14 protein-coding genes and 2 tRNA genes are annotated in these 13121 nt (G+C 60.8%); 5 read left to right on the top strand and 11 right to left on the bottom strand.

The annotated features are described in order from the left end of the window. Window positions 1-30: 30 nt before the first annotated feature. On the bottom strand, window positions 31-891 hold the full coding sequence (locus BLR92_RS02115) for an ABC transporter substrate-binding protein (protein WP_089725945.1): 861 nt from the start codon (window positions 889-891) through the stop codon (window positions 31-33). 299 nt (window positions 892-1190) lie between these two features. Between BLR92_RS02115 and BLR92_RS02110 the strand changes: the two genes are divergently transcribed. Next, a complete protein-coding gene (locus tag BLR92_RS02110; RefSeq protein WP_089725034.1) occupies window positions 1191-1772 on the top strand; it encodes a cupin domain-containing protein in 582 nt (193 codons plus the stop codon). Window positions 1773-1859: 87 nt separating this feature from the next. Here BLR92_RS02110 and BLR92_RS02105 read toward each other — a convergent pair whose 3' ends face one another. From BLR92_RS02105 to BLR92_RS02075, 7 genes are all read right to left on the bottom strand, one after another. Beyond that, on the bottom strand, window positions 1860-3098 hold the full coding sequence (locus BLR92_RS02105) for a uracil-xanthine permease family protein (protein ID WP_089725032.1): 1239 nt from the start codon (window positions 3096-3098) through the stop codon (window positions 1860-1862). 70 nt (window positions 3099-3168) lie between these two features. Next, entirely contained in the window at window positions 3169-3798 is a 630-nt protein-coding gene (gene upp, locus BLR92_RS02100) for a uracil phosphoribosyltransferase (protein ID WP_089725030.1), read from the bottom strand. A 45-nt stretch (window positions 3799-3843) separates the two neighbouring features. Next, window positions 3844-4530: a uracil-DNA glycosylase gene (gene ung, locus BLR92_RS02095; RefSeq protein ID WP_089725029.1), complete on the bottom strand. Its 687-nt coding sequence runs from the start codon at window positions 4528-4530 to the stop codon at window positions 3844-3846. Window positions 4531-4538: 8 nt separating this feature from the next. Continuing rightward, window positions 4539-5027, bottom strand: coding sequence for a xanthine phosphoribosyltransferase (gene gpt, locus BLR92_RS02090; RefSeq protein WP_089725027.1), 489 nt, complete (start codon window positions 5025-5027; stop codon window positions 4539-4541). A gap of 54 nt (window positions 5028-5081) precedes the next feature. After that, entirely contained in the window at window positions 5082-5630 is a 549-nt protein-coding gene (locus BLR92_RS02085) for an adenine phosphoribosyltransferase (RefSeq protein ID WP_089725025.1), read from the bottom strand. 10 nt (window positions 5631-5640) lie between these two features. Beyond that, entirely contained in the window at window positions 5641-6945 is a 1305-nt protein-coding gene (locus tag BLR92_RS02080) for an NCS2 family permease (protein ID WP_089725943.1), read from the bottom strand. Window positions 6946-7145: 200 nt separating this feature from the next. Continuing rightward, window positions 7146-7760: a riboflavin synthase subunit alpha gene (locus BLR92_RS02075; RefSeq protein WP_089725024.1), complete on the bottom strand. Its 615-nt coding sequence runs from the start codon at window positions 7758-7760 to the stop codon at window positions 7146-7148. A 193-nt stretch (window positions 7761-7953) separates the two neighbouring features. On the opposite strand from BLR92_RS02075, the gene BLR92_RS02070 reads away from it, so the two are divergent. The 4 genes from BLR92_RS02070 to BLR92_RS02055 all read left to right on the top strand — a co-directional run bounded on the left by BLR92_RS02070 (window position 7954) and on the right by BLR92_RS02055 (window position 11133). Then, the gene (locus BLR92_RS02070) at window positions 7954-8997 is read left to right on the top strand and encodes a methionine ABC transporter ATP-binding protein (protein WP_089725022.1); all 1044 of its coding nucleotides are present in this window, start codon (window positions 7954-7956) and stop codon (window positions 8995-8997) included. Next, window positions 8978-9631 (top strand): methionine ABC transporter permease, encoded by a 654-nt coding sequence (locus BLR92_RS02065; RefSeq protein ID WP_089725020.1) that lies wholly within the window; start codon window positions 8978-8980, stop codon window positions 9629-9631. Before BLR92_RS02070 ends, BLR92_RS02065 begins: the two co-directional genes overlap by 20 nt. Before the next feature lie 132 nt (window positions 9632-9763). Next, window positions 9764-10579, top strand: coding sequence for a MetQ/NlpA family ABC transporter substrate-binding protein (locus BLR92_RS02060; RefSeq protein WP_089725018.1), 816 nt, complete (start codon window positions 9764-9766; stop codon window positions 10577-10579). A gap of 89 nt (window positions 10580-10668) precedes the next feature. Continuing rightward, on the top strand, window positions 10669-11133 hold the full coding sequence (locus tag BLR92_RS02055; RefSeq protein WP_089725016.1) for a GAF domain-containing protein: 465 nt from the start codon (window positions 10669-10671) through the stop codon (window positions 11131-11133). A 54-nt stretch (window positions 11134-11187) separates the two neighbouring features. On the opposite strand, the gene BLR92_RS02050 is transcribed toward BLR92_RS02055, so the two are convergent. The 3 genes from BLR92_RS02050 to glpK form a co-directional block, all read right to left on the bottom strand. Then, window positions 11188-11264 (bottom strand) — tRNA-Val (locus BLR92_RS02050). A gap of 15 nt (window positions 11265-11279) precedes the next feature. Next, window positions 11280-11356: transfer RNA gene (locus BLR92_RS02045), tRNA-Val, on the bottom strand. A gap of 124 nt (window positions 11357-11480) precedes the next feature. Then, a complete protein-coding gene (gene glpK, locus BLR92_RS02040; protein WP_089725014.1) occupies window positions 11481-12965 on the bottom strand; it encodes a glycerol kinase GlpK in 1485 nt (494 codons plus the stop codon). Window positions 12966-13121 lie beyond the last annotated feature (156 nt).

Here is a 13121-nt window from a genome sequence, read left to right as displayed (position 1 = left end):
CCTTATGTCATTTACGTCGTTGCCGAGGCGTTATTGGGCCGCCGCCTCGCTGACTGCCTGAGCCGCGGAAACCTCCTCACCGGCGCTGGCGTGGAAGAGCACCTGACCATTGAGGCGAAAATCGTCGATCAACGCCTGCCCTTCATCGGATACCAGCCACTGCGCCAGGGCACGGGCGCCCTCGGCATTCAGGTCATCATAACGCTCGGGATTGACCAGAATCACCTGGTAGGGATTGAACAAGCGCTCGTCGCCCTCGACCAGCAGGGCCAGATCGAGCTTGTCCTGCATCGCCAGCCAGGTACCGCGATCGGTCAGCGTGTAGCCCTGCAACTCATTGGTCATCTGCAGTACCTTACCCATGCCCTGGCCGACGGAGCGGTAACCCTCGAAATCCACGGCGACCCCTGCGGCCTCCCATAGCTTGAGCTCTTTCTTGTGCGTACCCGAGTCGTCCCCGCGCGAGATGAACAGCGCATCGCTATTGGCGATGTCGGCCATCGCCTCGGCGACATCTTCGCTGCCTGCGACATCGGCCAGGTCGCTTTCAGGACCGACGATGACGAAGTCGTTGTACATCACGCTTAGCGGATTCACGCCGTAGCCGGCTTCGACGAATGCACGCTCGGCGTCGGGGGCATGCGTCATCACCAGATCGACATCGCCATCCTGGCCCATGCGCAGAGCCTTGCCAGTGCCTACCGGAATCACCTGGATTTGGTAAGGGTGCTCAGCTTCGAACTTAGGCAAGAGGTAATCGAGCAACCCCGAGTTGTAAGTACTCGTGGTAGTTGCCAAACGCACTATTTCATCGGCGGCGACAACCGGGCCGGCCAATAGCGCGCTCACCGCTAGCGCCCCAGCGGTCCTAGTCAGGGAGCGTACTTTCATGATCATAGGGGATCTCCTCGAACGAAGTGACTTTGCGATGCAACGCAGCGTTTGCAGTTTAATCGTTATTGGTCGATATGCCTTGCCGGACGCGACGGCATCGATTGGCATTAAAGCATTAGGCACCAGGTCGCGTAGCGGCATCATATTCATGACCGCCCATGCCAATCTCGATACCGCTATTCGCGTGTTGCGACCAGCGATGCCCTCACCACGGCACGAAACCAAGTTCTCCAATACTGACTGGCAGGCCGTGAAGGCGGTATCATACTGTCAAGGATGTTCAACAAGGAGTCTCGATGAGCGGATTCGATGTGGGTGCGCGCCTGAAGCAACTTCGCCTCAAGCGCGGCCTCTCACAGCGCGAACTGGCAAAGCGCGCCGGCGTCACCAACAGTACGATTTCATTGGTCGAACAGAACAGCGTCAGCCCTTCGGTCAGCTCGCTGAAGAAGATTCTCGACGCATTGCCGGTATCGATCAGCGAATTTTTCGCCGGTGAAGAGATAGCCCAAGAGCATATTTTCTACCGCGCCAGCGATCTCACCGAGATCGGTGATGGCAAGCTTTCCTGGCGCCTGGTCGGTGCGCGCCGACCCAATCGCAGCATGTCGATCATCCACGAGCACTATCCGCCCGGCGCCGATACCGGCGAGGACATGCTCGAGCACGAGGGCGAGGAAGGCGGCGTGATCGTCTCCGGCACCATCGAGCTCTCGGTCAATGGCGACAGCCAATTGCTGACCGCGGGCGACGCCTACTATTTCGACTCACGACTGCCCCACCGCTTTCGCAACGTCAGCGATGGAGACTGCGTGATCGTCAGCGCCAACAATCCGCCGAGCTTCGCCGACGGCGGCAACCATCAACATCACGGTTAACCACCGAAGCTAGAAGCCAAGAATGATTTCAGCTTCCGGTTTTTCTTCAAGGCGCGCAGCGGCGCTCTTCCAACTCAAGACTTTCTTTTAGTCTTCCTTGGCCGGCGGCAACACCAGATTCAGCACGATACCGGCAACCGTCGCCAGGCTGACACCTTGCAAGGCGAACTGGCCGCCACCGATCTGCATACCACCGATGCCGAACACCAGGATCAGCGACACCACCACCAGATTGCGCGGCGCGGTCAGTGGCTGTCCGGCGCGCACCAGGATGTTCATGCCAACCACGGCGATAGAGCCGAACAGCAGCGTCATGATGCCGCCCATCACAGGCGCGGGAATGGTCTGCAACAACGCGCCGAGCTTGGCGACAAAGGCCAGGGTAATCGCCACCACCGCCGCGACCGTCATTACCTTAGGGTTGAAGTTGCGCGTCAGCATCACCGCGCCGGTCACTTCGGAGTAGGTAGTATTGGGCGGTCCGCCGAACAACGCCGCCACCGAAGTCGCCAGGCCATCGCCCAGCAGGGTGCGATGCAAGCCAGGCTTCTCCAGGTAGTTCTTGTGCGTGACCGAGCCGATGGCGATCATGTCGCCGATGTGTTCCACCGCCGGCGCGATGGCCACCGGAATCATGAACAAGATCGCCGCTAGATGAAAACTCGGCGCCACGAACTGTGGCAACGCCAGCCAGGCAGCCCCGACGACCGGAGTCATGTCGACCACGCCCATGGCCAGCCCCAGCAGGTAACCGACCAGGATGCCGCCCATGATCGGCACCAGACGCAGCAGGCCGCGGCCAAATACCGCCAGTATCAGTGTTACCAGCAGGCTGATCATCGATAGCGCGATCGCCTGGCCATAACCGATCGTTTCGCTGGTTTCGCCCGTGGCCATGTCGACCGCCACTGGCGCCAACGCCAGTCCGATCACCATGATCACCGGCCCCACCACCACCGGCGGCAGCAGCCTATGCAACCAGCCAATGCCCTTCAGGCGCACGAACTGCGAGATCAGCACGTACACCAGGCCGGCCGCAAACAGCCCTCCCAGGGTGGCGGGAATGCCGAAGCTGGCCACCGAGCCCTGGATCGGCGCGATGAAGGCGAATGAAGATGCTAGGAACACCGGGACGCTTTGCCGCGTGGTTACCTGGAACACCAGCGTGCCGATACCGGCGGTGAACAGCGCCACGCTGGGATCGAGCCCGGTCAACAGAGGCACCAGCACCAGCGCGCCGAAGGCCACGAACAGCATCTGCGCGCCGACCAGTAGGGTACGTGGCAGGGAGTCGGCTTGCGGTGTCGAGGTGACAGCGTCCGTCATTATCGTTACTCCAAAAAAATGCCCCTGGCGTCGATAACGCAAGGGGCAGGATTTTTTCATTATCTAGCGATCAGCGAGTACCAAAAATCTTATCCCCGGCATCGCCGAGACCCGGCACGATATAGCCGTTCTCGTCGAGACGCTCGTCGATGGCGGCGGTGTATATCTCCACGTCCGGGTAGGCTTGCTGCACGCGACGAATCCCTTCCGGCGCCGCGACCAATACGATGACTTTCATCAGCGGGCAACCACGGTCCCTGAGCATGTTCAGCGTGGCTAGCATCGACCCGCCGGTGGCCAGCATCGGGTCGATGACGATCGCCAGGCGCTCGTCGAGGTCATTGGTGAACTTCTCGAAATACGGCACCGGCTCGAGGGTTTCTTCGTTGCGATAGAGCCCGACCACACTGATTCGCGCGCTGGGAATCAGGTCGGTCACGCCATCGAGCATGCCAAGGCCGGCGCGCAGGATCGGCACGATAGTGACCTTCTTGCCCTTGAGATGCTCGACCTGGATCGGCTCGCCGCTCCAGCCGAAGATCGTGCCCGACTCGACCTCGAGATCCTGGGTGGCCTCGTAGGTCAACAGCTTGGCGACTTCACCGGCCAGTTCACGAAAGCTCTTGGTGCTGATATCGGCGGCACGCATCAAACCCAGCTTGTGCTTGACCAATGGATGGTCGATAGCGTGGACGCTCATGTCGGGAAAGCCCTCTGCAAGACGATAAATGAATGGAACCTCGGCTTAACCCACGGTGGCCGGCAATTGCCAATCGATCGCTCCCCGGCCGCGCGCTTCGAGAAAGGCATTGGCCTGGGAGAAGTGGCGCTTGCCGAAAAAGCCGCGATGCGCCGACAGCGGCGATGGATGCGGTGCATGCAAAACCAGGTGCTTTTGCCGATCGACGAAATCGGCCTTTTTCTGGGCATAACTACCCCATAGCAGGAAGACCACACCATCGCAGTGTTCGTTGACCGCCTGTATGGCCCGGTCGGTGAACGTCTCCCAGCCCTGGTTACGATGCGCGCCGGCATTGCCCTGTTCCACGGTCAATACGCTGTTGAGCAGTAGCACGCCCTGACTCGCCCAACTTTCGAGAAAGCCGTGATTGACCGGCGTGAAGGGCACGTCCTGGGCCAGTTCCTTATAGATGTTCTGCAGCGACGGCGGCGTGGGCACGCCTGGGCGCACCGAAAAGCACAGGCCATGCGCCTGATGAGGGCCGTGATAGGGGTCCTGGCCGAGGATCACCACACGCACCTGATCGAGCGGGGTTAGCTCGAAGGCGCGAAACCAGTGCGACGAGTGCGGGTAGATTACCTTGCGCGAGCGCTTCTCGCGGGCCAGAAAATCGCGCAGGGCCTGCATGTAGGGCGCCTCGAACTCGGCGCCCAAATAGCGGTTCCAGCTTTGCGGCAGCACGGCGGTCATGACATCTCTCAATCTTCGCGCGAACGAACTTGGTCGACCAGCGGCTCGACATAGGCGATGCCCATGTCCCAGGGGAACTGGATCCAGCAATCCTGAGCCACTTCGGTGAGGCACTGATCGACCAGCGGGCGCCCCTCGGGCTTGGCGTAGACGGTGACGAAGTGCGCCTTGGGCAGCATGTCGCGCACCGCGCGGGCCGTGCGTCCGGTATCGACCAGGTCGTCGACCAGCAACCAGCCCTCGCCGTCATGTTCGACACCCTTGATCACATCGAGTCCGCCCTGCTCTTTATAATCGTAGCTCTTGATGCACACGGTATCGATCAAGCGTACGTTGAGCTCGCGCGCGACCAGTGCCGCCGGTATCAAGCCCCCACGGGTGATGGCGACGATGCCTTTGAAGTCGCGCTCGACGAGTTGATGACACAGGGCACGCACGTCGCGGTGCAGTTGATCCCAGGAAACGGTGAAATGCTGCTGATAACGGTTGGCGGTCATGATCGAGTCACTTTGCAAAATCGGCTTGGCGGCAGTTTTTCAGACGCTTTCGGGTCAGTCGTTCTCAGAGAAGCTACATACCGCGAACACGCCATGCCCCGCGTCACGGATTTTTTGCGAGCCGCCCAGTTCGGGCAGGTCGATGATCGTCGCGGTCTCGACCACCTGTCCGCCACTGCGCTGGATCAGCTTGGCGGCCGCCAGCATGGTGCCGCCGGTGGCGATCAGATCGTCTATCAGCAGAATACGGTCGCCGGTGCGAAAGGCATCGGAATGCAACTCGACGCTGGCCTCACCGTATTCCAGCGTGTAGGTCTCGCTGATCGTCTTGAAGGGCAGCTTGCCCTTCTTGCGCACCGGCACGAAGCTACAACCCAGCTCGTAGGCGACCGGCGCGCCAATGATGAATCCACGCGCATCGACGGCGGCAATCGCGTCCAGATGCATGTCCTGATAACGATGCACGAAGCTATCGATCAGCTTGCGAAACGCCGAACTGTTCTGCAACACCGGGGTGATGTCGCGAAAATTGACGCCCGGTTGGGGCCAGTCAGGCACGGTGCGGATCACGGACTTGATGTAGTCACCGTAGATGCTACTCATCAATGGCCTCCTAATCGAGGAACAGGAACTTGAGGGCGAACAGGATCGACAACACCACGACCGCCGCATTGAGATCCTCGCGACGACCGGACAACAGCTTGATCGCGGTGTAACTGATGAAGCCGAGCGCGATGCCATTGGCGATCGAATAGGTCAGCGGCATCGCCAGCGCGGCGATCAGTACCGGCGCCGCGTCAGAGACGTCGTCCCAGTTGGCATAGGCCAGGCTACCGCACATCAGCACGGCGACATACAGAAGCGCGCCAGACGTAGCATAGACCGGAATCGAGCCGGCCAGCGGCGCGAAGAACAGGCTGATCAGAAACAGGATGCACACGACCACGGCAGTGAGTCCGGTACGCCCACCGGCGGCAATACCTGAAGCGCTCTCGATATAGCTGGTGGTCGATGACGTACCCAGCAACGCGCCACTCATGGTCGCGGTGCTGTCGGCCATCAGCGCTCTGTTGAGTCGCGGCAGCTTGCCGTTCTCATCGAGCAGGCCACCACGCTGGGCCACGCCGACCAGCGTACCGGCGGTATCGAACAGGTCGACGAACAGGAACGCGAAGATCACGCTGATCATGCCGACCTCGAGGGCACCGGCGATATCCAGGTTGAACAGCACCGGCGCCATGGAGGGTGGCATGGAAACGATGCCACCGAACTCACTGTGTCCCAGCGCGATGGCGACGATCGTCACGCCGAGAATGCCGATCATTACCGCGCCGGTCACGCGCAGATAGGACAACGCGGTGATCGCGAAGAAACCGGCCAGGGTATACAGGGCAGCCGGCTGGGAAAGATCGCCGATGGTCAGCAGCGTCGCCGGATGGCCAACCACGATTCCGGCATTCTGCAGGGCGATGATCGCCAGAAACAGGCCGATGCCGGCAGCGATGCCCAGGCGCAGCGACATGGGAATCGAATTGATGATCCACTCGCGGATGCGAAAGACGCTGAGCAGGAAGAATGCCACGCCCGACAGGAACACCGCCCCCAGCGCGACCTCCCAAGTCTTGCCCATGCCCAACACCACCGTGTAGGTAAAGAAGGCGTTGAGGCCCATGCCCGGCGCCAGCGCGACGGGGTAATTGGCCCAGGCACCCATGATCAGCGTGCCGATGGCCGCCGCCAGACAGGTCGCGACGAACACCGCGCCTTGATCCATGCCCGCCTGCGCCAGCACGTTGGGGTTGACGAAGATGATGTAGGCCATCGTCAGGAAGGTGGTAATCCCGGCGATGATCTCGGTACGAATCGTCGTCTTGTGTTCGTCCAGCTTGAAGTAATTGTTCAGTTGGCGTTTCAGCATGGGATCGGCCTGCGCTAGGAGCAACGTCATGAGTACGAGAAAGCCGCATAGGGTACCCAAAGACATCGCATTAGGCGAGACGCTCGGACCCCGTGCGGCACGGCTTCCGGAAAAACCGGAATCGGGATTGTGGTTCTTCTTTATAAGCAAGGACCGGCGAATACGCCACCGATGCCATCAACGCCCTCTTGACGGAATGGTCAACACGACTCACGCGTCGCCAGTACGCGCTCTACGGTCTCGACGATCGCCTGGGTCTGCGGGTCGATTTCGATATTCACGCGATCGCCCGGCGCCCGCTCGGCGAGCACGGTGCGCGCCAATGTCTCGGGGATCAGGTTGACACTGAAGCGGTTATCGCGCACGTCGCCAATGGTCAGGCTGATGCCGTCGACGCCGATGTAGCCCTTCTCGAATAGAAAGCGTGAATACGCCGTCGGCAGTTCGAACCACAGGCGACGATTGTTGGGCGCCTCATCGATCTCGACGAGTTCGGCCATGCAGATCACATGCCCGGACATGGCATGACCGCCGATCTCGTCTCCAAAGCGCGCCGCCCGCTCGATATTGACGCGATCGCCGACGTCCAGCGCCCCCAGATTGGTCAGCCTGAGCGTTTCGCGCATCAGATCGAAACTGACCCGCTCGCCATCGATGGCCGTGACGCTCAGGCAACAGCCGTTGTGGGCCACCGATGCACCCAATTCCAGGCCCCGACGCAGCGGCTCGGGCAACGCCAGCACATGGCTGCGAAACTCGGTTTTCTCCTCGATGGCCACCAGCTCGGCGGTACCCTGTACGATTCCCGTGAACATCGCGCTCTCCTATAATCGGGCCGCCAGTTTATCAGCACTGCCAGCCAAAACCCGCCTTGACGCTGTCGAGAATCGGGCCGGAAAGTGACGTCGGCGCCTGATCCGATGATTTTCCTGTTAAAATCAACGGCTATCGTCGCCCTGCGACAGATTGGCTTGCTTCTTTTTTCGATGCCGCGACCCGAACAGGACCATGATTACACTAGACAACGTTTCCAAGACCTACGGTAGCGGGTCTCAGGCGATCCATGCGCTAAAACCGACCAACCTTCATGTGCCCCAAGGCGCCATTCATGGCGTTATCGGCTTGTCCGGCGCCGGCAAGTCGACTCTGATTCGCTGCGTCAACCTGCTCGAGCGCCCCACCACCGGCCGTGTCTTCGTCGATGGCCAGGAGTTGACCGCGCTCGATGCCAAGGCACTCAACCAGGCGCGCCACCGGGTCGGCATGATCTTTCAGCATTTCAACCTGCTGTCCTCGCGCACGGTATTCGCCAATGTCGCCCTGCCGCTCGAGCTGATGGGAGTCGCCAAGCGCGAGATTCGCGACCGCGTGCAGCCGCTGCTGGATCTGACCGGGCTCAGCGACAAGGTTGACAAGTACCCGGCCGAGCTTTCCGGCGGCCAGAAGCAGCGCGTCGCCATCGCGCGCGCCCTGGCCAGCCGCCCCAAGGTGCTGTTGTGCGACGAGGCCACCTCGGCGCTCGACCCACAGACCACCGCCTCGATTCTCGAACTGCTGCAGGACATCAATCGCAAGCTGGGGTTGACCATCCTGCTGATCACCCACGAGATGGAAGTGGTCAAGACGATTTGCCACAAGGTCGGGCTGATTTCCGCCGGTGAACTGGTCGAGGAAGCCGACGTCGGCGACTTTTTCACTGCGCCGAGCACACGCCTGGGGCGCGACTTCCTCAATGCCTTCCTGGAGCTCGAACCGCCGCAGGCGCTGGTCGATCGACTGGAAGCCCAGGCAGGCCCGAGCACGCATCCGGTGGTGCGCCTGACATTCGCCGGCGATGCCGTCGCCACGCCGCTGGTTTCGCGCCTGGCCCGCGATTGCGGCGTCGATGTCAGCATTCTTGAGGCCAAGGTCGAGTCGATTCAGGACCGCACCCTGGGCCTGATGATCGCCGAGCTGATCGGTTCGCCCGAGAAGACTCGCGAAGCGCTCGATTATCTCGAATCCCACGACCTGCAAGTGGAGGTGCTAGGCCATGTCCAGCGCGATGCTTGAACTGATACTCGAGGCCACGCTCGATACCCTATACATGGTCGGTATCTCCGGCCTGATCGCGGCGGCCCTCGGGCTGCCACTCGGCGTGCTGCTGTACGTAACCCGCCCCGGCCAGATACTCGCCCAGCCGTCCACTCATCACGTACTGGGCATGATCACCAATATCGGCCGCTCGATTCCCTTCATCATCCTGCTGGTGGCGCTGATTCCCGTCACTCGCATGCTGGTGGGAACGTCGATCGGTACCAGCGCCGCCTCGGTGCCATTGACGATCGCCGCGATCCCGTTCGTCGCGCGACTGGTGGAAGGCGCCCTGAACGAGGTACCGCCCGGCCTGGTCGAAGCCGCCCAATCGATGGGTGCCACGCCTTATCAGATTATTACCAAGGTGCTGTTGCCCGAAGCGCGCGGCGGCATCATCACCGGGTTGACGATTACCGTGGTGACTCTGGTCAGCTATTCGGCGATGGCCGGCGCGGTGGGCGGCGGCGGCCTGGGCGATCTCGGCATTCGCTACGGCTACCATCGCTACAACCCGACCATCATGCTGATCACCGTGGTGATTCTGGTGGTCATGGTGCAAGGGTTCCAGAGCCTGGGGGATACGCTGGTACGCAAAAGCGACCATAAGTGATGCCATCGTATCGATAACGAAAAGGAATTATAAATTTATTATTTATTCCTTTATATTAGGTCACAGCTTTGAAGCGATAGACCAAAGCATGATAGGGCCTGATTTTTGCCGCCATCACAGGAGATATTCATCATGAAAAAGACCCTTGCCACGAGCCTGGGCGCGATTGCCCTGCTGGGCCTCGGCCTGCTGGCCATCACCGCCGGTGCCGACGACGGCAACGCCGATAACCATATCAAGGTCGGTACCGTGGCCGGTCCCGAAACCGACGTGATGCGTGTCGCCAAGCAGGTCGCCATGGACAAGTACGGGCTGGAAGTCGAGATCATCGAGTTCACCGATTACGTCACGCCCAACGCCGCGCTCGCCGACGGTAGCCTGGATGCCAACGCCTACCAGCACGAACCGTACATGCAGAGCATGATCGACGATCGCGGTTACGATTTCGCCATCGCCGGGCGCACCTTCGTTTATCCGATCGGCGCCTACTCCGCGCAGTACGACAGCATCGAGGAATTGCCCGACGGCGCGGTCATCGCCCTGCCCAACGACCCAACCAACGAAGGTCGCTCGTTGATCCTGATGCACAACAAGGGGCTGATCGAACTCGACGACCCGAGCAATCTCGAAGCCACGCCGCTGAACATCGCCGAGAATCCACATGATTTCGAGTTCCGCGAAATCGAGGCGCCCCAGTTGCCGCGCATACTGCCCGATGTCGATATGGCCTTCATCAACAATACCTTCGCTCAACCCGCCGGCCTGTCGCTGGACGATGCACTCATCCGCGAGGGGCCGGAATCGCCCTACGTCAACCTGATCGTGGTGCGCGAAGGCGACCAGGATCGCGAGGCCATCAAGCAATTGGTCAAGTCCTATCAGACCCAGGCCGTCATCGATAAGGCCAATGAGTTGTTCAAGGGCGCCGCCGTGCCCGGCTGGAAATAACATTCTGGCTCAATCAGCCGCTCCCGGGGCCAGCGCATGCGCTGGCCCTTTTGCATGAACGGCAAGGAACGGAAAGACGGAAAATAGCCATGCCCGATTACACCCTGCTCGCGCGCCAACTCGAGGCGCTGCTCGATACACGCGACTGGCTGACCAATACCGCCCAGACCTGCGCTTTCATTGTGCAGGAAGTGGCCGACCTCAATTGGGCCGGTTTCTATCTGCAACGCCAGCCCGAGACGCTGATACTGGGGCCTTTCCAAGGCAAGCCGGCATGCAACCCCATCCCGTTCGACAAGGGAGTCTGCGGCGCGGCGGCGCGCTCGCGGCAAACCCAACGCGTCGACGACGTGCATGGCATCGCCGATCACATCGCCTGCGACGCCGCCTCGCGAGCCGAGTTGGTGGTGCCGATCATCGTCGGTGAACGCATCTGGGGGGTGCTGGATCTCGACAGCCCGAGAGCCGCGCGTTTTAGCGTGGACGACCAAGCTGGCATCGAGCGCCTGGTGGAGGTTTTCATCGACGCCAGCGATTTCGATCGTGAGCGATAAGTGAGAAAGCAAAATGCCCCGAAGGCGAAAACCTTCGGGGCATTTTGGCGAATCTGGTAGGACCAAGCGGATTTGAACCGCTGACCTCCACGATGTCAACGTGGCGCTCTAACCAACTGAGCTATGGTCCTGAAAATGGCCTGACTTGGTAGGACCGAGCGGATTCGAACCGCTGACCTCCACGATGTCAACGTGGCGCTCTAACCAACTGAGCTACGGTCCTGTAGGCGATTTCGCTGCCAACACATTCGGCAACGGATGCGTATTTTACGCATAGCATGGTCGAATGCAAGCCCGACGAAAATTTTCCCAACGATCAAATGCTTGACGCACTCCACCGAAGCGGGTCACTTGCATTTTACGCGCGCCACGGCATCCAGCCAGCCCCGGTATAACCGCTCACGCTCGGCCTCTTGCATTTGCGGCTCGAACGAGCGCTCGCAGTGCCACAGCCGAGCGATGTCATCGAGACTCTCGTACCAGCCGATGCTCAGCCCCGCCAGGTAAGCCGCGCCCAGCGCCGTGGTTTCGAGTACCGACGGCCGATCCACCGGCACGCCGAGCATATCCGACAGGAATTGCATCACCCAGTTGTTGATGACCATGCCGCCGTCGACCCGCAAGGTACCGTTGGAAACGGCGATGTCGTCGTTCATGCACTCCTGGAGATCGCGAGTCTGGTAGCACACCGATTGCAGCCCGGCGGCGACGATCTCGGCGATACCGGTATCGCGGGTCAACCCGAGAATCGCCCCACGCGCCAGCGGGTCCCAGTGCGGCGCGCCCAAGCCGGTGAACGCCGGTACCAGGTAGACGCCATGACCACTGCGGGTACCGCGCGCCAGGCGCTCGGTTTCCGAGGCATCGGCGAACAGCTTCAAACCGTCGCGCAGCCACTGCACGGTCGCCCCGGCAACGAAAATACTGCCCTCCATGGCGTAGGTCGTCTTGCCGTCGAGCCGATAGGCCACTGTGGTCAATAGCCGGTTGCGCGACACCTCGGCCTTGTCGCCGGTATTGAGAATCATGAAACAGCCGGTGCCGTAGGTGCTTTTCGCCATGCCCGGCTCGAAACAGGCCTGGCCGACCAACGCCGCCTGTTGATCCCCCGCGACACCGGCGATAGGCAGCGGCCCACCCAGGAACTCGGCCTCGGTGCTGCCGAAATCGTCGCTGGAGTCGCGCACCTCGGGCAGTAGATTGGCAGGAATGTCGAACAGCGCAAGCAGCTCATCATCCCACTGCTGACTGTGGATATTGAAGAGTGCCGTGCGCGATGCGTTGGTGGCATCGGTGGCATGCACCTTGCCGCCGGTCATTCGCCATATCATAAAAGTGTCGACGGTGCCGAAGGCCAACTCACCGCGCTCGGCACGTTGGCGTGCGCCTTCGACGTTATCAAGCAGCCACTTGAGTTTGGTTGCCGAGAAATACGGGTCGATCAGCAAGCCGGTGCGTTCGCGGATGAAGTCGGTATGCCCGGCATCGGCCAGCTCGCGACACACATCGCTGGTGCGACGGTCCTGCCAGACGATGGCGTTGTAAATCGGCTTGCCACTACGGCGATCCCACACCAGCGTCGTTTCGCGCTGGTTGGTAATGCCGATCGCGGCGACGTCCTGCACCCTCGCCCCGGCATTGTCGAGTGCCTGACGACAGGTGCGCTGTACCGACTGCCAGATATCCTCGGGGTGATGTTCGACCCAGCCATCATGCGGGAAATGCTGGGGAAACTCTTCCTGAGCGATGCCCGCGCTGCGCCCCTCGCGATCGAAGAGAATGGCGCGAGAACTGGTGGTACCCTGATCGATGGAGAGCACATAAGAGGCCATGGAAGGATATCCTTTATTCGAATTGGAATCGGCAGCCACATTCACTATGCAACACGAATGTTCGCTAGTGACAAAAAATGCTACCCGCCTTTTCGCATAACAACAAACGACAAGCGACGCTTACACTTAATACCATCGTCTAGCGTCCGCGTGACC

Origin of the sequence: Modicisalibacter muralis (assembly GCF_900102945.1) — a bacterium.
Classification (GTDB): Bacteria; Pseudomonadota; Gammaproteobacteria; order Pseudomonadales; family Halomonadaceae; genus Modicisalibacter; species Modicisalibacter muralis.
This window is presented reverse-complemented; position numbering and strand designations above follow the sequence as displayed.